The organism is Flavobacterium sp. 22659 (assembly GCF_052044235.1).
GTDB classification, from domain to species: Bacteria; Bacteroidota; Bacteroidia; order Flavobacteriales; family Flavobacteriaceae; genus Flavobacterium; species Flavobacterium johnsoniae.
In genome coordinates, this window is sequence record NZ_JBQEMU010000003.1 from 362,238 (window position 1) to 386,043 (window position 23,806).

The 23,806-nt window shown below is 33.5% G+C and carries 19 protein-coding genes; 10 read left to right on the top strand and 9 right to left on the bottom strand.

All coding sequences use genetic code 11. The features are described 5' to 3' along the window. From ubiE to ACTJIW_RS05375, 3 genes are all read right to left on the bottom strand, one after another. Positions 1-732, bottom strand: coding sequence for a bifunctional demethylmenaquinone methyltransferase/2-methoxy-6-polyprenyl-1,4-benzoquinol methylase UbiE (ubiE, locus tag ACTJIW_RS05365; RefSeq protein WP_012023546.1), 732 nt, complete (start codon positions 730-732; stop codon positions 1-3). 583 nt (positions 733-1,315) lie between these two features. After that, positions 1,316-1,798 carry a dihydrofolate reductase gene (locus tag ACTJIW_RS05370; protein WP_012023547.1) on the bottom strand — a complete coding sequence of 161 codons (483 nt, stop codon included), beginning with the start codon at positions 1,796-1,798 and terminating at the stop codon, positions 1,316-1,318. Positions 1,799-1,810: 12 nt separating this feature from the next. Then, positions 1,811-2,155 (bottom strand): 2TM domain-containing protein, encoded by a 345-nt coding sequence (locus ACTJIW_RS05375; RefSeq protein ID WP_012023548.1) that lies wholly within the window; start codon positions 2,153-2,155, stop codon positions 1,811-1,813. Positions 2,156-2,393: 238 nt separating this feature from the next. On the opposite strand from ACTJIW_RS05375, the gene ACTJIW_RS05380 reads away from it, so the two are divergent. Then, positions 2,394-2,690: an isoamylase early set domain-containing protein gene (locus ACTJIW_RS05380; RefSeq protein WP_012023549.1), complete on the top strand. Its 297-nt coding sequence runs from the start codon at positions 2,394-2,396 to the stop codon at positions 2,688-2,690. A gap of 38 nt (positions 2,691-2,728) precedes the next feature. On the opposite strand, the gene ACTJIW_RS05385 is transcribed toward ACTJIW_RS05380, so the two are convergent. The 4 genes from ACTJIW_RS05385 to ACTJIW_RS05400 form a co-directional block, all read right to left on the bottom strand. Next, the gene (locus ACTJIW_RS05385; protein ID WP_073408013.1) at positions 2,729-3,580 is read right to left on the bottom strand and encodes a thymidylate synthase; all 852 of its coding nucleotides are present in this window, start codon (positions 3,578-3,580) and stop codon (positions 2,729-2,731) included. 119 nt (positions 3,581-3,699) lie between these two features. Further along, positions 3,700-4,323: a bifunctional nuclease family protein gene (locus ACTJIW_RS05390; protein WP_012023551.1), complete on the bottom strand. Its 624-nt coding sequence runs from the start codon at positions 4,321-4,323 to the stop codon at positions 3,700-3,702. Positions 4,324-4,487: 164 nt separating this feature from the next. After that, a complete protein-coding gene (locus tag ACTJIW_RS05395) occupies positions 4,488-5,456 on the bottom strand; it encodes an electron transfer flavoprotein subunit alpha/FixB family protein (RefSeq protein WP_012023552.1) in 969 nt (322 codons plus the stop codon). Positions 5,457-5,594: 138 nt separating this feature from the next. Further along, a complete protein-coding gene (locus tag ACTJIW_RS05400) occupies positions 5,595-6,341 on the bottom strand; it encodes an electron transfer flavoprotein subunit beta/FixA family protein (protein ID WP_012023553.1) in 747 nt (248 codons plus the stop codon). 502 nt (positions 6,342-6,843) lie between these two features. Here ACTJIW_RS05400 and ACTJIW_RS05405 point away from each other — a divergent pair. The 6 genes from ACTJIW_RS05405 to ACTJIW_RS05430 all read left to right on the top strand — a co-directional run bounded on the left by ACTJIW_RS05405 (position 6,844) and on the right by ACTJIW_RS05430 (position 16,153). Then, positions 6,844-7,821 carry a pyruvate dehydrogenase complex E1 component subunit beta gene (locus ACTJIW_RS05405; protein ID WP_008466560.1) on the top strand — a complete coding sequence of 326 codons (978 nt, stop codon included), beginning with the start codon at positions 6,844-6,846 and terminating at the stop codon, positions 7,819-7,821. 70 nt (positions 7,822-7,891) lie between these two features. Further along, positions 7,892-10,393, top strand: a complete 2,502-nt coding sequence (locus tag ACTJIW_RS05410; RefSeq protein ID WP_274252232.1) for a DUF5686 and carboxypeptidase-like regulatory domain-containing protein — start codon at positions 7,892-7,894, stop codon at positions 10,391-10,393. Between the two features lie 252 nt (positions 10,394-10,645). Further along, entirely contained in the window at positions 10,646-11,245 is a 600-nt protein-coding gene (locus tag ACTJIW_RS05415) for a DNA-3-methyladenine glycosylase family protein (RefSeq protein ID WP_012023555.1), read from the top strand. A 133-nt stretch (positions 11,246-11,378) separates the two neighbouring features. Next, the gene (locus ACTJIW_RS05420; protein WP_012023556.1) at positions 11,379-11,909 is read left to right on the top strand and encodes an inorganic diphosphatase; all 531 of its coding nucleotides are present in this window, start codon (positions 11,379-11,381) and stop codon (positions 11,907-11,909) included. A 113-nt stretch (positions 11,910-12,022) separates the two neighbouring features. Next, on the top strand, positions 12,023-14,566 hold the full coding sequence (locus tag ACTJIW_RS05425; protein WP_440714576.1) for a sodium-translocating pyrophosphatase: 2,544 nt from the start codon (positions 12,023-12,025) through the stop codon (positions 14,564-14,566). A gap of 228 nt (positions 14,567-14,794) precedes the next feature. After that, a complete protein-coding gene (locus ACTJIW_RS05430; protein WP_440714575.1) occupies positions 14,795-16,153 on the top strand; it encodes a hypothetical protein in 1,359 nt (452 codons plus the stop codon). Positions 16,154-16,270: 117 nt separating this feature from the next. Here the strand turns inward: ACTJIW_RS05430 and ACTJIW_RS05435 are convergent, their stop codons facing one another. Both ACTJIW_RS05435 and ACTJIW_RS05440 read right to left on the bottom strand, forming a co-directional pair. Beyond that, positions 16,271-16,885 (bottom strand): deoxynucleoside kinase, encoded by a 615-nt coding sequence (locus tag ACTJIW_RS05435; RefSeq protein WP_012023560.1) that lies wholly within the window; start codon positions 16,883-16,885, stop codon positions 16,271-16,273. Continuing rightward, positions 16,885-17,688 (bottom strand): hypothetical protein, encoded by an 804-nt coding sequence (locus ACTJIW_RS05440; protein ID WP_440714574.1) that lies wholly within the window; start codon positions 17,686-17,688, stop codon positions 16,885-16,887. Before ACTJIW_RS05440 ends, ACTJIW_RS05435 begins: the two co-directional genes overlap by 1 nt. Positions 17,689-17,920: 232 nt before the next feature. Between ACTJIW_RS05440 and ACTJIW_RS05445 the strand changes: the two genes are divergently transcribed. From ACTJIW_RS05445 to ACTJIW_RS05455, 3 genes are all read left to right on the top strand, one after another. Next, entirely contained in the window at positions 17,921-18,808 is an 888-nt protein-coding gene (locus ACTJIW_RS05445) for a GLPGLI family protein (protein WP_012023562.1), read from the top strand. Between the two features lie 59 nt (positions 18,809-18,867). Then, the gene (locus tag ACTJIW_RS05450) at positions 18,868-21,555 is read left to right on the top strand and encodes a carboxypeptidase-like regulatory domain-containing protein (RefSeq protein WP_440714573.1); all 2,688 of its coding nucleotides are present in this window, start codon (positions 18,868-18,870) and stop codon (positions 21,553-21,555) included. Positions 21,556-21,648: 93 nt separating this feature from the next. After that, positions 21,649-23,806: hypothetical protein (locus ACTJIW_RS05455; protein WP_440718440.1), on the top strand; the 2,158-nt coding region annotated here is incomplete at its 3' end.

The window sequence follows — 23,806 nt, forward strand, 5'->3', positions numbered from 1 at the left end:
CTATTTTTTAGATGCTGAATAAATGGTTGCTACACCAAAAGTTTGCGGCATTGCTACAACATCTATAAACCCAGTTTTTCTTAAAATATTGTTTAAGGCTTCACCATAAGGAAAAGCAGCAGCAGATTCAGATAAATATCCGTAAGCTGAATTGTCTTTCGAAAACAATTTTCCAATAAGCGGTAATATATTTTTGCTGTAAAATTTATATCCTTGTTTATATGGTGTTTTATCCGGAACAGAAGTTTCCAGAATTACAAAAATTCCGTTTGGTTTTAAAACTCGTAAAATTTCAGCAAAACCTTTTTCTAAATTTTCAAAATTACGCACACCAAAACCTACCGTAATGGCATCAAAGTAATTGTCTTCAAAAGGAATATTTTCAGAATCTCCTAAAACCAGATCAATTACATTAGAGAGTTTTTTTTCCTCAACTTTCTTTTTTCCCACTTCAAGCATTCCGGCAGAAATGTCAAGACCTATAATTTTTTCTGCTTTCGTCTGCGCCATTAAAATAGCTAAGTCCCCGGTTCCTGTAGCAATATCCAGAATTACTTTTGGTTTAGAATCAGAAACTAATTTCAATACTTTTTTTCTCCATTTAGTATCAATACCAAATGAAATTACACGATTCAAATTATCGTAGTTCCCAGAAATGTTATCAAACATTTGAGCGACCTGCTCTTTTTTACCTAAAGAAGAGTCTTTATATGGAGTTATTTTTTCAGACATTATTATAATTTACGCAAATATAAACAATCTAGTTTAACTGTAATTGAGTTTTTTAAAATGTCAATTAAATGTTTTGATACAGAGGCTTAAATCAGCTTTTGAAGTCTTTTTTCTGGCATCACCAAAAGTGGGTATTTTTAAAAAATCACCAAAAGTGGGTATTGTCTTGTGATGATATTATGCACAACTTTGCTGAAGTAAAAATGATTAAAAGTTTTAAATGATTGATCGTTTTCATTGACTTAATCAAATGGCTGCTTTTTTGCACTGGTAATCATTTGTTCAGGTAAGTAGTTTTTAAAAGTGTTGTTCTTGGGGGAATACTATTTTTAAAAGTGCGAAGTACGTTCTTAGGATTAAATTTGTTTTTGGAAATTTTAATTTTCTTTGCCTTTAATATCTTAGTGGTATTTGTTATTAAAGGCTTTTTTTGAGATTTATCTCAATTAACATTAAATGTTATTCAGTTATTTCAAATGTTACTTTGACATTTGTGATTTTACAAAAACTATTTTCTTGAGCGAGTCAATACTAAATCAATCGTTTTTTAAAAAACATCCTTCAAAAGAGGATGTTTTTTTATTTATTTTCTAATGTAAGTTTCATAAGTATAATCATAAAGATGTTTTTCATCTTTAAAATTTTCTTCAGATTCTACTAACTGCCATTCGCTTTTGCTGATTTTTGGAAAAAAAGCATCGCCCTCAAATGTGTGATGTACTTTGGTGATTTCAATTATATCGGCATAAGGCAGGCCTAAATTGTAAATTTCACCGCCTCCAATAATATACGAATCTTCATTTTCTGGACAGGCAGCAATGGCTTTTTCCATACTGTCAACCACAATACAGCCTTCCGGATTATAATCGGTTTGGCGTGTTATAATAATGTGTGTTCTGTTTGGTAAAGGTTTTGGGAAACTTTCAAAAGTTTTTCTTCCCATTATAATATGGTGATTAGTCGTAAGTGACTTAAATCTTTTAAAATCATTTGGCAGATGCCATACTAACTCATTGTTTTTTCCAAGAGTATTGTTTTCGGCAACAGCCGCTATCATTATAATCATGGTATGCTGTAACTAAATTTTATTCTCAGTGTCTTCGTTTATTTTTGATTCTAATTGACTAATTCTTTTTTGCTGCAAAGCAACAAGTCTGTCAATTTGTTCTCTTTCCCATTTCTTATTCATAAAACGGTCTGTTATATAGACTTTTATAAAGTGCAAAATAAAGATAAAGAGCCAGGCAGTAATGATCCAGATACACCAGTTTTGATTTGTTCCTTCGCCAAAACCAAAAAATCTATTAGCAACAAATAAAAATAAACTTCCTAAAAGGAAAAGAACAAAATGAAAATATAAGACCTTTTTTTGTCTTAATCGTCTTCTAGCATACTCGTATTGTTCGTGCACTTCTTTTTCCATAAGATAAAAATGAGATCATAAAGTTAAAATTTATTTTTGAAAGACAATATTTTGGATATAGAATATTTGCCTGAAAATCAAACAACAATTTGAAATACAAAATTTTAAGTGCCTTAAATTATGGATACAGCTAAAAAAATATAGTGTTTTTAGTATTATCGTAAATCGAGTATAACTTCATTACTATTTGACGGAATTTACTTAATTTAGGATCTATAAATCTAAAAACGAAATAGTTATGTCTTTGAAGAAACAATTTATCAAAACGAAGCCGGTTGTTAAAGTTACATTTTCAATAGATGCCAAAGATGCTGATTCGGCAGCAGTCGTTGGAGATTTTAATAACTGGAACGCTTCAGAAGGTGCTTTAAGCAAGTTGAAGAACGGAACTTTTAAAGCTACTTATGATTTGGTTAAAGATGCGATTTACGAATTTAAGTACGTAATCGACGGAACGTATGTTAACGACCCAGAAGCCGATTTTTACAAATGGAATGACTATGCCGGAAGTGAAAATGGAGTTTTAGTTGTATAAAAAAATCCGCTTAAATATTTAAGCGGATTTTTTTATAATTATACAGCAACACTTCCTTTTATGGCAGGATGCGGGTCATAATCTACTAAAGTGAAATCGTCATAATCAAAATCAAAAATGTTTTTGATCTCCGGATTTAAAATCATTTTTGGTAATGGTTTTGGCTCACGCGATAATTGAAGTTCTAACTGCTCAAAATGATTATTGTAAATGTGTGCGTCACCAAAAGTGTGAATAAATTCACCAGGTTCTAAGTCGCAAACTTGGGCAATCATCATAGTTAATAATGCGTAAGAAGCAATATTAAAAGGAACTCCTAAAAATATATCAGCACTTCTTTGGTATAACTGGCAGGATAATTTTCCCTTAGTTTCTCCTTTTTCTAAGTCTGGACTTGCTACATAAAACTGGAAAAAAGCGTGACATGGAGGCAAAGCAGCTTTGTTATTGGCTACATTTTCTTCAAAAGATTTTTTAGTATCTGGCAGAACCGAAGGATTCCATGCAGAAACGATCATTCTTCTGCTGTTTGGGTTTGTTTTTAATTCGGTAATCAGCTCAGAAATCTGATCTATTTCTTCACTGTTCCAATTACGCCATTGGTGTCCGTAAACAGGACCTAAATCGCCATTAGAATCTGCCCATTCATCCCAGATTTTTACTCCGTTTTCTTTAAGGTATTTAATATTGGTATCACCTTTTAAAAACCAAAGCAATTCATAAATAATCGATTTTAAATGAAGCTTTTTTGTTGTAACCATTGGGAAACCTTCACTTAAATCAAAGCGCATCTGGTAACCAAAAACACTTTTAGTTCCAGTTCCGGTACGGTCTCCTTTTTGATTGCCGTTTTCTAAAACGTGTTTTACTAAATCTAAATATTGTTTCATTTTTGCTTTAAGCTTTAGGCTTTAAGCTTTAGGCTGCTTTTTTCCTAATGCTTAAAGTTTGTTTTTTTATGATTATGCTTTAAGCTTACAGCCTACAGCTTACGGCTTATAGCCTTAAATTATCTTCTAGAGATTTCGTCTCTAATTTTTGCTGCTTTTTCATAATCTTCCTGAGAAACGGCTTGATCTAAAAGCTCGTTTAGTTCTTGTAAACTATGTTTTGCGTAAACATCTCCAGATTGGTTTGTTTCTTCCTCGTGTCCAAAAGTTTCCGGGTTAGAAAGTACATCGTCAATTTCCTGAGATCCCTGATCAGAATCTGCAGTATTTGATTTCAAATAAATTCCGGCTTTATCTAAGATGTTTTTATAAGTGAAAATTGGAGCATTGAAACGCAGAGCTAATGCAATAGCATCAGATGTTCTCGCATCAATAATTTCTTCAATTTTATCTCTTTCGCAGATTAGGCTTGAATAAAAAACGCCGTCAACAAGTTTATGAATGATTACTTGTTTTACCACGATATCAAATCTTTCTGCGAAGTTTTTAAACAAATCGTGTGTTAAAGGACGTGGTGGTTTTATTTCTTTTTCTAAGGCAATAGCTATGGATTGGGCTTCGAAAGCGCCAATAACAATAGGTAATTTTCTTTCACCATCAACTTCATTCAAAATTAAGGCATAAGCGCCATTTTGAGTTTGACTGTATGAAATTCCTTTTATAGATAATTTTACTAGACTCATATATGTTTGTAAAAAAGGCACTTAGCGCCTCATTTTGTTGCTTTTTTTGATAGGAAAATAACGCTGCAATTTTAGTCAAAAAATATGGAACAAAAAAGCTGCCTATAAACAAAGATACAATATCTTGTTTTTAGGCAGCAAATATTTTTATGAGAATTCTCTAATTAAGAATGCTGAGCTTTAAAAGCTTTTAATTTCTCTGTTAATTGCGGTACAATTTCAAAAGCATCACCAACAACTCCGTAATCAGCAACTTTAAAGAAAGGAGCTTCAGGATCGTTATTGATCACTACTTTTACTTTTGATGAGTTGATACCGGCAATGTGCTGAATAGCTCCAGAGATGCCTATTGCAATATATAAGTTAGTTGCAACTGGTTTTCCTGTTTGTCCAACGTGCTCGCTGTGAGGTCTCCATCCTAAATCTGAAACTGGTTTAGAACATGCAGTTGCAGCGCCTAAAACAGCAGCAAGATCTTCAACTAATCCCCAGTTTTCCGGACCTTTCAATCCGCGTCCTCCTGATACTACGATATCAGCATCGGCAATAGAAACTTTTCCAGAAACTTTTTCAACAGAATCTACTTTAATTCCAAAGTCGTTGTCTCCAAGTGTCGGGTTAAAATCTTCTGCAGCTGCAGCTCCGGCACTTTCGAAAATTCCGTAAGAGTTTTTAGCAAGACCAAGAACTTTTACATCTGTATCGATTTGTGTAATGTTGAAAGCTTTGTTTGAGAAAGCATTTCTTTTTACCTGAAATGGAGAAGTACTAACTGGTAATCCCACAACATTTGATGCAAAACCTGCATTTAAAGCTACTGCAACTAATGATGAAAGGTAAATACTGTCTGTTGTAGAAGAAAGTAAAACTACTTTTGTTCCTTCTTTTTCAGCAGCTTGTTTAATTACATCGGCATATGCCTTAGCAGTAAAACCAGCTAATTTATCGTTGTTTACTTTTAGTACTTTATCAACTCCGTATTTGCCTAATTCGCTTACGTCGCTGATGTTTACTGTCAAAGCTGTAACAGTTGTTCCTAAACTTTCGGCTACTTTTTTTGCATAAGAAGCTAATTCGAAAGCTACTTTTTTAAATTTTCCTTCTGCAGATTCTGCATATATTAATATTGACATAACAATTTTAGATTTTAGATTTTAGATTTCAGATTCTTGAAAATGAAATCCAAAAAGATTATTGATTTTAGATTTTGAAGTGAATCAAATGTTGATTTTAGATTTAATATTGCAGTTTGCAATCTAAAATCTACAATCTTAAATCACCTTAGCCTCGTTGTGTAATAAGTTGATTAACTCATCTAGATTATCTGCAGAAACTAATTTCACTGCTGATTTTGGAGCTGGTTTTTCAAATTTCACTGCTTTTGTATTTACTGGAGCATCAACTGGCTCAAGAATAGTTAAAGCTTTAGTTCTTGCTGTCATGATTCCTCTCATGTTTGGGATACGTAAATCTTTTTCTTCAACAAGACCTTTTTGAGCACCAATAATTAAAGGCAGAGTAGTGCTTACAGTTTCTTTTCCGCCGTCAATCTCACGAACTGCTTTTACATTATTTCCGTCAACTGTTAAGTTTGTGCATGAGTTTAAGAAGTTAGAACCTAAAATACCAGCAATCATTCCAGGAACCATTCCGCCATTGTAGTCTAAAGACTCTTTTCCAGCAATAACTAAATCATAACCGCCATTTTTAATAACTTCTGCTAATTGTTTTGCAACAAAAAAACCATCAGTAGGGTTTGCATTTACACGAATTGCTTCGTTTGCTCCAATTGCCAATGCTTTACGCAATGTTGGTTCAGTATCAGGACCTCCAACGTTTACAACTGTTACATTTGCACCTTGCTGTTCTTGGAACCAGATAGCACGTGTAAGGCCGAATTCGTCGTTAGGATTAATTACATATTGTACGCCGTTGGTGTCAAATTCTGAGTCACCGTTGGTGAAGTTGATTTTTGAAGTAGTATCAGGCACATGGCTGATGCAAACTAGTATTTTCATAAGTATATATTTTGAATTTATAATATGCTTTTACAAATTTAGAATTTAATTTGGAATAATTATACTATGCATGCATAATATTTTTTAAAACTATTACGATTTCGCAGATTGTATGGTTTTAGATGATTTTAATCGGAATTTAAAAATAAAAAAATACTCATTTTGTCTGATTGTTAGGAATTTTGCAATATTTGTAAAAGGAAGGTGAATATGTTTTTTGTCCAAAAAATACTAATTTTTGAGTTTTTCCGTTTTGATGAATGAATTTGATGAAAATAAGAATTACACAAATTGAGTAAAGTTTGTCTGAAAAATGATTTTGGCATTTTAAGTGTGAATTATACGTCTATTATATCGATTTCGTAAATATCACAATATTGCTTAAAAAGTTAAAACCTAAAGAGAGAAAGAACTTCATGCGATTTTAAATTCAATTTATGCATTTAAGTTATTTAAAATATTTATTTTTGCTCTTCAGAAAATTCAACATACAATAAAAAATATGAGAACAATACAATTTAGAGAGGCCATTTGTGAAGCAATGAGCGAAGAAATGCGCCGCGATGAATCCATATATTTAATGGGAGAAGAGGTTGCAGAATACAACGGAGCTTACAAAGCTTCAAAAGGAATGCTTGCTGAGTTTGGTGAAAAGAGAGTGATCGATACTCCAATCGCTGAGCTTGGATTTTCAGGAATTGCAGTAGGTTCTGCAATGAATGGAAACCGCCCAATTGTAGAATATATGACATTCAACTTCTGTTTAGTTGGTATTGATCAAATTATAAATAACGCTGCTAAAATGCGTCAAATGACAGGAGGACAGTTTAATGTGCCTATCGTTTTCCGCGGACCAACGGCTTCTGCTGGTCAATTAGGAGCTACTCACTCACAAGCTTTAGAAAACTGGTTTGCTAATACTCCAGGTCTTAAAGTTGTTGTTCCTTCAACTCCTTACGATGCAAAAGGACTTTTAAAATCAGCAATTCGTGATAATGATCCGGTTATTTTCATGGAATCTGAGCAAATGTACGGAGACAAAGGTGAAGTGCCAGACGGAGAATACACAATTCCTCTAGGTGTTGCTGATGTTAAACGTGAAGGAACTGATGTAACTATCGTTTCTTTTGGAAAAATCATCAAAGAAGCTTTTATCGCTGCTGATGAATTAGCTAAAGAAGGAATTTCATGTGAAATTATCGATTTAAGAACTGTTCGTCCAATGGATAAAGATGCGATCTTAAAATCGGTTAAAAAAACAAACCGTTTAGTAATTCTTGAAGAAGCTTGGCCGGTTGCCAGCCTTTCTTCTGAAATTTCTTATATCGTTCAGGAGCAGGCTTTTGATTTCCTTGATGCGCCAATTCAACGTATTACAACTGCAGATACTCCTGCGCCGTATTCTCCAGTATTGCTTAAAGACTGGTTGCCAAATGCAGGTGATGTAGTAAAAGCAGTTAAAAAAGTGTTATACAAATAGTATATATTTAAAATACTCACAAAACTTCATCATTCATAGTTAATTGATGAAGTTTTTTTTTGCCCAGACAATGAAAAGAACAATTTTACTCAGCCTATTTTTTGTATTCGCATTTGCGGCTATTGTTACTGCACAAACAAAAGTGAGTGGAATTGTTTTGGACAAGTCTAATCAGCCGATACCATTTGCAAATGTTGTTTTTAAAGGTTCAAATATTGGAATTGTTTCTAACGAAGACGGTCGTTTTTATTTAGAATCATCAGAAACTTATACAGCATTATTGGTGAGTTCTGCGGGATTTTCAGATAAAGAAGTTCCTTTGGAAAAAGCAGTGAATTATAACTTTAAAATCGTTTTAAGCGAACCAGAAGCATTAAGTGAAGTTGTAATTTATACGGGTAAAACTTCAAAAAAGAATAATCCGGCATTGGATATTTTGAGAAAAATATGGGAGAGAAAGCGTAAAAACGGGCTTTACCAATTTAATCAATATCAAATGCAGAAGTACGAAAAAGTTGAGTTTGACATGAACACAATTGACAGTGCTTTTATGAAAAATAAACTCTTTAAAGGAATGGAGTTTGTTTTTAATCATGTTGATACTTCAGAAGTTACAGGAAAAACCTATCTGCCTATTTTCATTAACGAATCGGTTTATGATGTTTACGGAGATAACAGAATAAAGAAAGTAAAAGAAAACCTTACCGGAAATAAAATGTCTGGTTTTAATGGAAACCAACAGATTTTAGCTTTCGTAAAAGACCTTTATTCAGATTATAATATTTACGATAATCACCTTAAATTTTTTGATAAAAGTTTTACCAGTCCGCTTTCAAGAACCGGAATTGATGTTTACAATTACGTATTGAAAGACAGTGCTTATATTGATAAAAAATGGTGCTTTAATATTGTTTTTTATCCAAGACGTAAAAACGAATTAACTTTTAAAGGAGATTTCTGGGTAAACGATACCACTTTTGCGATCAAGAAAATTAATATGGGCGTTACTAAAAGTGCCAATATTAACTGGGTAAAAGATATTTATATCGAGCAGGAGTTTGAAGTAGAAAACGATTCTGTTTTCCTTTTAACCCGCGATTACATGATGTCTGATTTTGCTTTGAATAAAAAAGAAAAATCAAAAGGAGTTTATGGAAAACGAACGACCTTGTATCGTAATCATAAATTCAACATTCAAAAACCCGAAAAATTTTATAAAGAAGAAGTCAATTTCATAGATAATGCGGTCTATGAACGACCGCCGGAATTTTGGGAAGAAAATCGTTTTGAGAAATTAAATAAAGACGAAGCGGGTATTTATAAAATGCTCGATACACTGCAGACGGTCAAACGATTTAAGCAGCTCTATAATCTCGTCTCCATTTTAGGAAGCGGTTATATCGAATTTAAGAACTTCGATTACGGTCCTATTTATTCTACATTTGGTTATAATGAAGTCGAAGGTTTGAGGCTGAGAGTAGGAGGAAGAACGTATTTTGGACCTAACGATCCTTGGCGTTTGCAGGCCTATACAGCATACGGATTTGACGATAATAAATTCAAATACGGAGTTTCTGGTAAATGGATGATCGACAAGAAAAAACGTATTATTATTTCTGGAGGAAACAGGCGGGATATTGAACAAATTGGAGCCAGTTTAACCACAACAAATGATATTTTAGGACGAAGTTTTGCATCGTCGGCCTTGTTTACAACCGGAAGCAACGGAAAGCTCACAAATATTAATTTGAGCAACATTTCTATCGAAATGGAGCCTAAAAAGAATTTTCTTGTTTCGGCAGGATTCTCTTATCGAACATTAGAATCGGCTTCAAAGACATTTAGTCTGGATTATTATACCACTTTGCCAAGTGTATCAGATCCGATGGGAGTGATAAAGAGTGATGTAAAACAATCAGAAGCCAATATCCAATTTGAGTATATGCCAAACCGAAAAACAATTGGTTATGGTGTCGAAAGAGATTTAGTTGACAGTCCTTTTAGTCATTTCTTTGTAAATTTCAGTTATGGTCTTAAAGGAGTTTTAGACAGCGATTTTGCTTACGAAAAAATTCAGGTTTTCTACAAACAGCCTATCATAATTGGACCTTTAGGAAGATCTAATATTATTTTGGAAACAGGAAAAACATTTGGAACAATTCCGTTAGGTTTAATGAGTGTAATTCCGGGTAACCAGACTTATTTTACAATTGAAAATACGTTTAGCAACCTTAATTTCTACGAATTTGTAACAGATCAATATACTACTTTGCAGTGGAATCATGATTTTGGAGGAAGATTATTCGCGAGAATTCCGTTTATGAGAAAATTAAACTGGAGAGAGTTTGTAGGAGTTAGAGCGGTTCATGGAACTATTTCTAAAGCAAATCGCGAAATAAACGCTTCTGGACTTCCTTATAATGCACCAGAAAATGTATATTGGGAATACAATGCCGGAATTGGAAATATCTTTAAAGTCTTCCGTCTTGATTTTTCTTGGAGAGGAAACTATTTAGATATGCCGGATGCTCATAAATTTGCTATCAAAGGATCTTTCGGGTTCTATTTTTAATTATAAAAGACGCAAAGCTTCAAAGTTACATAGTCGCAAAGGTTTAAAATCTTTGCGGCTTTTTTTATGCTTAATTTTTTTTGCCCGCAGATTCTACAGATTTAAACCGGTCGAAGCAGATTTAATTTTTCAATCTTTAATTTTTCAATTTGAGCTTATCAGTCTAAATCTGTAAAATCTGCGGGCAAAAAAACTTTACAAGAATTAATTTCATTTTTAATTAATTTTGAAATTGACTTAAAAGTAAAAGTTATGCAGGAAGCTATCGATTTTCTAACCAATAAAAATCCAATCTTTCGGGAGATAATCGAAAAATATGGATTGCCGCCCATTCCAAAACGGCCTCAGGGGTTTGAAACTTTGGTGTTATTAATTTTGGAACAGCAGGTTTCTATAGATTCGGCGAAAGCCACATTCTTAAAAATAAAAGAATATACAACCTGCAATCCTGAAACGATGGTCATTTTACCTGATGAAGAATATCGAAATCTTGGAGTGAGCCGTCAAAAAACAAAATACATTAAAATTTTAGCCGAAGCAATTTTGAACAAAGAGTTAGATGTTGAAAGTTTAGCTTCAAAACCAGCAAAGCAGGTTCGTGAAGAACTTATTAAATTGAAAGGAATTGGAAACTGGACAATTGATATTTATTTAATGTTTTGTCTTCAGGAACCGGATTTGATTCCGTTAGGCGATATTGCAGTTGTAAATACCATTAAAGAACTGCTGGATATTCATGATAAACAAGAAATGGAAATACATGCAGAACAGTGGAGTCCGTATAGATCTTATGCGACCTATTTGCTCTGGCATTATTATTTAAATAAGCGAAATAGGAAAATTACATATTAACTGTCTGTTATATAAAAAGAAAAGTATATTAATTAATGTATATATATACAGATTAATATACTTTTTTCATTGTAAAAAAGGATTGTTTGGTTACTTTTGCAATCGAAATTATAGATATAATAATAAAACAAAAATGACCGCAGACAAACTAACAACTTTCGATGTATTAATCGAAATACCAAGAGGAAGCAGAAATAAATATGAGTACGATTTTGAAATCAAAAGAATGCGTTTCGACAGAATGTTATTCTCTTCAATGATGTACCCTGCAGATTACGGATTTATTCCAGAAACTTTAGCTCTTGACGGTGATCCTCTTGATGTATTGGTTTTAGTAAATGAACCAACTTTCCCTGGATGTGTTATGGAAGTAAAACCAATTGGTGTTTTCCATATGGCAGATGATAAAGGACCAGACGAAAAAATTATTTGTGTACCAGTTTCAGATCCAATCTGGAATTCATTAAACGATCTTTCTGATATTAACCCTCACTTAGTAAAAGAAATCGAGCATTTCTTTCAGGTTTACAAAGATCTTGAAAACAAAAAAGTTGATGTTGAAGGATGGGGAGATGTAAAAGAGGCTTACGAAATTATTGCAGAGTGCACTAAGCGTTTTGATGATATTGAAAATAAACCAGCAGGATTATTTAGTATTAAATAATTTAAGCATTCATAATTTATAAAAAAAGCAATACTGCCGTCAGGAGTATTGCTTTTTTGTTTAAATTCGTTTTAGTTAGTTTGTTGACTATTAACCAAAACCAATAAAATATTATGAATGCATTTATGATTTACCTGCCAATTGTCATGGCAGTTTTAGGATTACTTTTCATGGGAATAAAAAGGACTTGGGTTTTAAAACAAGACGCTGGAGACGGTAAAATGAAAGAGATTTCAGATTACATCTACGAAGGAGCCTTAGCCTTCCTAAAAGCCGAATACAAACTGTTAACCATCTTTGTAATTATTGCCAGCTTAGCTTTGGCAGGAATCACTTTTATTCCGGGAGTAAAAACCCATTTATTAATTGTAATTGCCTTTATTTTTGGTGCATTATTTTCTGCTTACGCCGGAAATATTGGAATGAAAATAGCAACTAAAACAAACGTAAGAACTACTCAGGCCGCGCGTACAAGTTTACCGCAGGCATTAAAAGTTTCTTTTGGCGGCGGCACCGTAATGGGTTTAGGCGTTGCTGGATTAGCAGTATTAGGTTTAACAGCCTTTTTTATAATTTTCTTTAATTTATTTTCTGGCGGAGTCTGGAAAGATACCGAAACAATGACCGTTGTTTTAGAAACTTTAGCGGGATTTTCGCTTGGTGCAGAATCAATTGCTTTGTTTGCCAGAGTTGGAGGCGGAATCTACACAAAAGCAGCCGATGTTGGTGCTGACTTAGTTGGTAAAGTTGAAGCTGGAATTCCAGAAGATGATCCGCGTAATCCTGCAACAATTGCAGATAACGTTGGAGATAACGTAGGTGATGTTGCCGGTATGGGAGCTGATTTATTTGGTTCGTATGTGGCAACCGTTTTGGCCGCAATGGTTCTAGGGAATTATGTTATAAAAGATATGGGCGGCAGTATTAATGACGCTTTTGGCGGTATTGGACCAATTTTACTTCCAATGGCAATTGCCGGTTTCGGAATTTTATTCTCAATTATTGGAACAACTTTAGTGAAAATTTCAGATGATAATGCCAAAGAAGCACAAGTACAGAAAGCATTAAATATAGGAAACTGGGTTTCAATTGTTTTAACAGCTGTAGCTTGTTTCTTTTTAGTACAGCACATGCTTCCTGAAACGATGCAGATGAGTTTCTTTGGAGAAGGATCAAAAGCCATTTCATCAATGCGTGTTTTTTACGCTACTTTGGTTGGATTAGTTGTTGGCGGTGCTATTTCATCAGTAACTGAATATTATACAGGATTAGGAACAAAACCAGTAATGGCTATTGTTCAAAAATCATCTACAGGAGCAGGAACTAACGTAATTGCAGGTTTAGCAACAGGAATGATTTCGACTTTTCCAACGGTATTATTGTTTGCTGGAGCAATCTGGATTTCATATGCTTTAGCAGGATTCTACGGAGTAGCTTTAGCAGCTTCGGCCATGATGGCAACAACAGCAATGCAATTGGCAATTGATGCTTTCGGACCAATATCTGATAATGCGGGAGGAATTGCCGAAATGAGCGAATTACCAAAAGAAGTTCGTACCAGAACTGATATTTTAGATTCAGTAGGAAACACAACTGCAGCAACCGGAAAAGGATTTGCGATTGCTTCTGCGGCCTTAACTTCATTAGCCTTATTTGCTGCTTACGTTACTTTTACAGGAATTGACGGAATTAATATTTTTAAAGCACCAGTTTTAGCCATGTTATTTGTGGGTGGAATGATTCCGGTAGTTTTTTCCGCTTTAGCGATGAATTCTGTTGGAAAAGCCGCAATGGATATGGTTTACGAAGTACGTCGTCAGTTTAAGGAAATTCCGGGAATTATGGAAGGAACCGGAAAACCGGAGTATGGCAAATGTGTTGAAATTTCTACAAAAGCAGCTTTAAGAGAAATGATGCTTCCGGGAATATTAACTATTGGTTTCCCAATTGCAATTGTACTTTTAGGAAAATTAGTTTACTCAGATAATAACCAGTTAATTGCTGAAATGCTAGGCGGATATATGGCTGGAGTTACAGTTTCCGGAGTTCTTTGGGCCGTTTTTCAAAACAATGCCGGAGGTGCATGGGACAATGCTAAAAAATCTTTTGAAGCCGGAGTTATGATCAATGGAGAAATGACATACAAAGGTTCTGATGCGCATAAAGCGGCGGTTACAGGTGATACCGTTGGAGATCCTTTTAAAGATACTTCAGGACCTTCAATGAATATTTTAATAAAATTAACGTGTTTAATTGGATTGGTAATTGCGCCAATTTTAGGAGAAGGACATTCTCCATCAGACATTGCAGGAAAAGCGTCTTGCTGTGCAAAAACAGAAATGCATGCAGGAATTTCTAAATGCGGTGATATGTCTGGAATGACAAAAGAAGAATGTATTAAAATGTGTAAAGAAAAAGGCTGTTCACCAGAAGAAACAGCAAAATGCCTGGCTCATTTTGATACAAGTGGAAAATATCAAAAAACAGACTGTTTTGATACAAGTAAATATGAGAAAAAATCTGTAAACGTTGAGGTTAAAAATATAAACGGAAAAACAACCGGAACTGTTACTAAAACAGAAAATGGCAAAACAACAACCGAAGTTTTTGAAGGAACAGAAGAAGAAGTTCTGGCAAAAGTGGAAGCTGCGAAATAATAAATTTGTCAAATTTTCTTAAAATAAAAAATGCCTCTAAATTTTAGAGGCATTTTTTATTTGTGTTACTTAAGAAAAGCAAAAGAACATATTTTTTCTGATTAAATAAATGTCTTAAAATGTTATTTTAAAAACTTTTTGCGGCTGTTTTCAATCTATTTTCAATCTAATTTCGTCCCTTATAAATCTAGGAGATTGAATTTTAGGAATTTGTAAAAAGATTAAGAAATGAAAAAAATTATACACATATTGCTATTACTGCAAAGTGGGTTTATTATGGCTCAAACTGAAACAGTTGTTTCACCAAATGGGAAAAAAGTGCAGGTTAATCCTTATGCTAACAATGGATTGCAGGCCAATAATGGTTATGTTCAGTTAGGCGGGCCATTAGTACAGCCATCTGTTCTAACTACTGACAGTAACTTTACACTGGGAATAGCAGGACTAACAGCAGGTGCTGCTACAGATGATATTTTAGTATTAGATTCAAATAATATCTTAAGAAAAGTCAGCGCTTCTTCATTAACGTCAGGGTATTGGAGTTTATTAGGAAATGCGGGTACAAACTCTGCGGTTAATTTTTTAGGAACTACAGATAACACACCTCTTGTGTTTAAAGTTAATAATCAATATGCAGGTAAACTATCTTCTACATCGACGGCTTTTGGTTACAATGCTTTAAATTCTGTTACTGCATTACAAGGTGCAGGAAATACAGCTATTGGTGTTTCTTCAATGGCTCTTACTACCAGCACTGGTATGTATAATACGGCGTTAGGGGGGAATACTTTAGCAAATAATACTACAGGCAGCAATAATATTGCAATTGGATACCAGAGTGGTAATACTATTACAACAGGCAGTAATAACATTACAATAGGGGCATCAACGACTCCAGTTGGTCCAAGTTCAGCAGCAGCAAGTAATGAGATGAATATTGGTAATACTTTGTACGGTACTGGGGTTAACAATAGTAATGCAGGAAAAATAGGGGTAAACACCAATGCGCCAACCGCAGAAATGGACGTAAACGGTTATGCCAGAGTTCGTTCAATGAATGTGGGAGATCTAACTGATAACGTAGTAACAGCAGATGCAAATGGTAATTTGCGTCAAAGGGCAGCAATAGATGTTTCAGCAACTACATTGGGCTTTGCAAAGTTAGGTTCGGGGGTTAACTTTACTGCTTCTGGATCATATTTTTATACAGGGACTGTGCTTACTTTGGGGCCTGGTAAATGGCTGGTAACTGTAAATATGTTATTATCAAAATCATCAGGAACATTAGTTGCAACAGGTGCAACTGAAACCTGGTGGGTGCGTTCTGGTTTCAGTAACAGCTCTACTGTTTTTGCTACTAGCTCGGATATTATTTCTACTAATACACTTATAAGCGGTTTGCTGCCATCCAGCAGCTATTATGCGATGCTTTATGGAACCGTAATTATTAACAATACTTCTGGAGCTAATAAAAACTATTATTATTGGGGCGGAAATGTAGCAGCTGTTAATCCTGCTGGTACAATGTTAAATTTTGGTGGCAACAACTGGTCTGAAGATTATGTCACATTTCAAAAAATCAATTAATAAAGGAATATCCATTAATATAAAAAAAGGCTGTCTAAATCTAGACAGCCTCTTTTTTATTTAAAAGTGAAGTAAAAAAACTAACACAATTTTATTTGGTTTTTGCAGCGACAGAGACTAAAACAGCCCGTTCAATTCAGCATCAATTCTATTAATGATGTCTCCCAAATCTTCAGGATTATCAACAAAATTAATGTTGTCAACATCAATAATTAGTAACTTTCCTTTTGTATAAGTCTGAATCCAGGCTTCGTATCTTTCATTTAAACGGCTTAAATAATCGATAGAAATAGAGTTTTCGTATTCGCGTCCGCGTTTGTGAATTTGTCCAACTAAATTAGGGATAGTGCTTCTTAAATAAATTAATAAATCTGGTGCTTTTACCAATGATTCCATTAATTCGAATAAAGACGTATAGTTTTCAAAATCACGGCTTGTCATTAATCCCATTGCGTATAAGTTGGGAGCAAAAATATAAGCATCTTCATAAATCGTTCTGTCCTGAATGATTTTTTTTCCGCTTTCGCGGATTTGCTGCACCTGACGAAAACGACTGTTTAAGAAATAAATCTGCAAATTAAAAGACCAGCGTTCCATTTGATGATAAAAATCGTCTAAGTACGGATTATCAACTACATCTTCATAATGAGGCTCCCATTTAAAATGTTTGGCTAATAATTTAGTTAATGTAGTTTTTCCTGCGCCTATATTTCCTGCTATTGCTATGTGCATTACCGTGTTACGATTTTATAATTTAAAATTTCTTTAGCTGTAAAAATAGATAAAATTTGGTCTTTGTAATAGTATTTGTCAAACGTTTTTTCTAAAATTTCAATTTCTGAAATTGTGTTTGTATTTTCTCTCAAATACAGTGTGTTAGCTTTGCTGAAAATATATTTTTGAGGAGAAATTATTTCAATTTTATCAAAATCGGGAACGGTTCCCAAACTCGAAATTTTACCGAAAATATCACAAGAAAACCAATTGTTTTTTTTATCAATCCAAAAGAAAGTATTAAAGTCGGTTTGGTAATATTTTATGCTTTCTGTAAGCGGAATTGAAACTGTTTTGTATTCATTTTTTAAATAATCAAAAAGCCCGATCTGCTGGTTTAAAGTATTAAAAATCCAAAGCTGGTTTTGAGTCGACATCCCAATAGCGCTTACAACAATAGGAATGGTATTTTGCGAAAAATTAATTTCGGTCATTTTATTTAGTTGATTATCCAGAAGAACAACGCTGTTAAAGTCTTCGTAGAACAATACAATTTTAAGCGGATTCTGAATGTCGACTTTTGTAATATTTCCCAAAGAGACATTTTTATATTCAAAAATTTCGTTTCCTTTTATTTTAGAGAAAATATTGTTTTTTATCTGATAAGAGTACCCAAAAGAGTCATAACCAATAAATTCATCGGCATCAGTTTTGAATTTTGAAATTAAAACAGGATTTACTTTTTGGCTTTGCCCAAATATAATTGAGGAAGAACATGCGATAAACAGCAATACTAAAATTTGGCGCAGCGTTTTACTCATAAATTAATAATTTCGAGTAGCCAAAGTACAAAAAGTGCAGTAAAGAACGCCTTTAAATTAGCATTTTAGGCCAGATTTGGATTTAAACCTTTCTAAATTCTGATAGTCTTACAAAATTGCTGTTCTGTCGATAGCATTTTGGCATTAATATATTTAACTTTCAGTATCTTAAAATTAATAATAAATTTGAATGTAAGTTTGACCAACTTTACAATCTATTAAACATTTACACATGAAAAAACTAACCTATTTGCTTTTAGTATTGGCTTTCAGTCAGGTTCAGGCACAAAAAGATTTTCAGGGAATGGCGGTTTACGAATCTAAAACTCAGGCTCCTAAATTTGAAGGAATGAGAGCAGGAAATCGTGATATAACGCCGGAAATGCAAAAATCAATGGAAGAGCGAATGAAAAAAATGCTGGAGAAAACTTTTATTTTAAATTTTGACAAAACGGCTTCTATTTATAAAGAAGAAGAAAAATTAGATACTCCCGGACAGCAGGGCGGAGGGATGCGAATGATGATGAACTCTATGATGGGAGGCGGAGGCACTTTTTATAAAGATGTTAAAACCAAATCCTATACAGTTGATAAAGAATTTATGGGTAAAGAATTTCTGGTTGTAGATTCTCTGCCAAAATTAAACTGGAAACTGGAACAGGAAACCAAACAAATAGGCGGGTACAATTGTTTTAAAGCAACAGCTGTAAAAGAAGCCAGTAAAACCGATTTTAGAAATTTCAGACCTAAAAATAATGATGATAAAAAGGATGAGGTAAAAAAGACTTCGGGAGATACAAAAACGAATTTTGAAGACAATTTTGAAATTCCGAAAGAAATTGTTGTTACAGCTTGGTATACGCCGGAGATTCCGGTTAATCAGGGTCCGGAAAACTATTGGGGACTTCCGGGTTTAATTTTGGAAGTTAACGATGGAAAAACGACCATTTTATGTTCTAAAATTGTTTTAAATGCCAAAGATAAAGTCGAAATAAAACCATCTAAAAAAGGAAAAGTAATTTCTCAAAAAGACTATGATGAAACGGTAATTAAAAAAATGGAGGAATTTAGAGAAATGAACCGCGGACGTGCCGGAGGACCGCCGCCAATGGGAAGATAAAATTTATACAATTCCAAAAAAAATCCCGAAGCTTCGGGCCAAATTCCAATATTCTGATAATGAATAAAACACTTTTTATTTTTGCCTTATTTTTTACTTCTATATGCTTTTCTCAAAGTGTTCGTTTTGATGGTTTTATTCAGGATGAGCAGAAAAATCCGTTGGAAATGGCCAATATTATGGCGGTTAACAATACCACAAAAGCAATGGATTCTTATGGAATTACCAATGATAAAGGAAAATTTCAGCTGACTTTAAAGCCTAATACTTCTTACACGGTTAAAGTAAGTTATCTGGGAATGAAGTCTAAAGAAATTGCCGTTTCGACCAAAACCGAAAACATTGCCCAGAATATTGTTATGGACGGCGCAGGAATAGAACTCGAGGGTGTTGAGATTGTTCGTGAAATGCCTGTTTCTATAAAAGGCGACACGATTGTTTACAATGCCGATTCTTTTAAATCTGGAACCGAAAAAAAACTCGAAGATGTCCTGAAAAAACTTCCGGGCGTTGAGGTAAATGCTGATGGTGAAATTGAGGTTGAAGGAAAAAAAGTAAGTAAATTAATGGTAGAAGGAAAAGACTTTTTTGACGGCGATACCAAACTCGGCGTTAAGAACATTCCTGCAGATGCCATTGATAAAGTCCAGGTTTTAAGAAATTATAACGAAATAAGCCAGTTAAAAGGTCTGGAAAACGATCAGGAAAATGTGGCAATGAACATTAAGCTGAAAGAAGGTAAAAAGAACTTTTGGTTTGGAGATGTAACCGCCGGAACCGGAGTTGCAGAATTAGACAGCCGTTATATTATTAATCCGAAATTGTTTTATTACAGTCCGAAGTATAGTATAAATTTAATTACCAATTTTAATAATATTGGAGAACTGCCGCTTACGGCTCAGGATTATTTTAAGTTTACAGGCGGATTTAAAAACATGATGAAAAAGGGTGGCAGCAGTTTTAATGTTTCATCAAATGATTTAGGAATTTCGGTTTTAAGAAATAACAGGGCCAAGGAAATTGAAACCAAATTTGGGGCAACAAATTTCTCTTATTCTCCAGCAAAAACATGGAATATAAGCGGTTTTGGAATCCTTTCGACTTCAAAAACCGATTTAGAAACTAAATCCCAAACCACGATTCTAGATTCTGGAGATCAGCAGAAACGAGATGAATTAACACATCAAAAAAATAATTTAGGACTTTTTAAATTAAGTTCGACGTATAAACCAAACGATAAATTTCAGTTTGATTATGACATCTTAACTAAATTGTCTAAACAACAAGAAGACACTGATTTACTGCGTGAGTCTGTTGTAAACAATGTGGCGGATGCAGAAAGTATTTTTACGAATAAAAAGCAGGATCCAACATCGGTAAACCAAAATTTAAGTTTGTATTATACACAAAGTGCCAAAAATATTTTCGCCTTTGAAATGCAGCATTTATATCAGGATGAAAATCCTTTTTATAATGCCAATTTGCGAACACAGCCTTTTGACTTAGCAGGTTACACAGTGGGACAGAATAGAAACGATTTAAACCAGGATCGTTTTGTAAAAACCAATAAACTCGATGCAAAATTGGATTACTATTATATGGTAACACCAAAAAGCAACATCAATATTACTTTAGGGAATACATATTCATATCAAAATTTTAATTCTCATATTTTCCAAATTTTGGATAATGGAGACCGAAATGACTTGGAAACACCTGAAAATAATAATGATGTCAATTATAACTTTGATGATGTTTTTCTGGGATTTCATTATAAAATCTTAACCGGGAAATTTACTTTCACGCCAGGTGTCAGCGTACATTCTTATGCAATGAAAAACACGCAGTTAGGGACATATTATTCTCAGAATTTCGTAAAAGTTCTGCCGGATTTCTTTGCTTTGTACCAAATTAAAAAATCGGAAACGCTGACTTATAATTTTTCGCTGACAAATGATTTTACAGATATCAACCAATTAGCAGCTGGTTATGTTTTGTCAGATTACAGCAGTTTATTCCGTGGAAATCGTTTCTTAGAAAACGCAACATCACAAGTGCATTCGCTTCGTTATTTTAAATACAATATGTTCAATTTTGAGAACATTTTTGCCAATGCAACCTATACCAAAAAAGTAGATGCGATTAAAACGCAGGCAGATTTTGAAGGAATTAATCAGTCATCAGTTCCATACAATTCAAATTTAGCCGATGAGACTTTCAGCGGAATGGGAACTTACGGCCGTTCTTTCCTGAAAAACTATAAAGCATCGGCAACAGCAAGTTTGAACTGGTCAAAATTCAACAACATTCAAAATGATAAATTAGCCACAACAGAGAGTTTTGTTCAAAATTATACCATAAGAGCTTCGACTAATTATAAAAACCTGCCAAATATTGAATTTGGTTATAACCTTTTGGTTAATAAATACAGCGGTTCTACATTTTATACCGATAAGCCTTTTGCCAGATTAGACTATTATTTTTTAGATAGTTTTTCTTTTGTTTCAGAATATGAATTCTACCATTATTACAACGGAAATAAAACAGTAGATAACGAATACGACTTTTTGAGTGCCAGTTTAATCTACCAAAAGAAAAACAGTAAATGGGAATACAAAGTCTCGGCAACCAATTTGCTCAACACGAAATATCTTAACGATGACAGCTTCTCACAATTTTCAACAAGAGTCTCTCAATACACCGTACAGCCTCGTTATATCATATTTTCGATGAAATATAATTTGTAGTATTTTGATTTCAAATATTATAGTTTTTTATGATTTGTTTAGGCAGGAATCAAATATCTTTGTGCTATATTATTAACAACAAAAAATGTAGTTATGCGCAATTTTATTTGGAGTTTATCACTCTTGTTTGCCGGAATGTCTGTTTCTTTCGCTCAAACAAAAGGTATCGAAAAAGGAACCTATTTATCTACAAATAAAGGAGAAAAAATAAAACTAAATTTATTAGACGATAATAAATACGAATTGGTTTTTTATACCGGAGATTACGAAATTAAAGGTGATTCGCTGGTTTTTTCTAAAAAAGAAAAATCAGAAAACAGATTCGATCTTTCATTTAAAAATGATAAAAAAGCTAAAAAGGTCAAAATTAAGTTCTTAAATCCTTCTTATTATTCATTTTATATAGGAACTCAAAAAGGTTCAGAAGCAATTCAATACCAAAGAGTTTCTGATATTAAAACAAAAGTAGATCCAAACTGGACATCAACAGATTTAGATTTTGAAATAGACAAAACAGATTTCCTATATCTGGTTTATGAAGATTATGACGGAAAAAGTGATGTTAGTAAATATGCACTGCCAAAAGATGTTTCAGAAGTAACCATTGATTATCAGCTGCAGCTTTTGGGAAGCATGAATATTGCCGGATTTTACGATAGAAAAACAAACGAGCTGAAAGTTTCTGAAAGATCAGGGAAAGATCCTTTGGTTTTTATGAATGAAAAAGATGTACAGCCGGCTAAAGCTCCAACAGTTGTTCCATTAGAAAATAATATAGTTACAAACTGGACTTATCCGGGCAAAAGCTCTTATTATGACAGCTATGGAGGTGCAGCAACAGATAGTATATATAATGGTCTTGCGGTTGACAGTACAGCGGTACCTGCAGCAGATTATACGATAGATACAGCGAGTTCTTACTCTCAGTACAATTTCAAACTAAAAATTGAAAGTAGTTTAAGCAAGGCATTAGCAGCAACAAAAGAAGCTGCCAGCAATAAGTTTTTAGTAGTTTATCATGACAGTAATAAAACAGCAAAAGAAACTTTTAGTGCTTTTGTAAAAGATCAGGAAACACAAACTGGTTATAATATGTATGACAAATATTATGCTCAGTATGATATTTATAATTATTATCTGGCTGGGGCCGATGATAAAAAATGGCTGAAAAACAATAAAATAACAAACGATCCAAGCGTATTTGTTTTAAATAAAAATGGCGATGTACTGGCGCTTGCAAAATCAGATTTAACTTCAAAACAATATCAATTTAGTTATTACGGAGATTTTTACCGTAAACTATTGCGTGCAGATGCTTTCCTGGCTATTGATAAGACTTTGAAAAATAAAAAAGCATCAGATGCAGATTTAATAAGCGCATTTAATAAGGCAGCTTTACTGGAAGTGTCTTATGATTATGATTCAGATTATACTGTAGATGATCCTAGTGAATTTGTAATTTCAAAAACAGCATTAGATAAAAAAGAAGTTACTCAAACCTGGAAAAAATTGATTGAAGCGCATCAAAAGGATAAAAAACCAGATATGACTTTGGTAGAAACAATCATAAGAGAAATCAAAAACCAAGGATTTACAAAACAGCTTTTTAACGAAGACAAAATCTTAAACGATACAGATTTCCTTGCAATTGATTACCTATTAAAACATTCTGATGAAATAGAAAGCAATCGTGCAGCATTTAACAGCAATGTACCAGAAATTCATAACATAGGTAATCCAGTTTCTGAAGTTTCTAATGCGTTGCAGACAAATGTATATGCTTCTCAGGATGGAGTGACTGGAGATATGAATAAAGAGAAAATCAATTCTGTTTATAAAAAAATCATTGCTTCTGGAAAAGGAAATTTTGATGCCTACAGAAATTATTTTTATTACTTAGCCCAGCTGGAAGATAACGACGGATCTAATACAACGTACTTAAAAGAGTTTAATACTTATTTTGATAACACGTTAGCAGGACCAAGTCCAATTGAAAAATTAGACGCTATTTTTGAAGGATTAGATTCAAGCTCTAGTTATTCGTATGACGGATGGAATTCATTTAAATTATACCATTCAGATATTTGCAATAATGCAGCCTGGACTGTTGTACAGAAACCGCAAAACTCAAACTTTATTAAAGATGCCATAAAATGGTCTGAATATAGTTTGGTAATATCTAAAAACAATCCATATTATTTAGATACACTTGCACAGTTGTATTACAAAGACGGACAAAAAGATAAAGCTG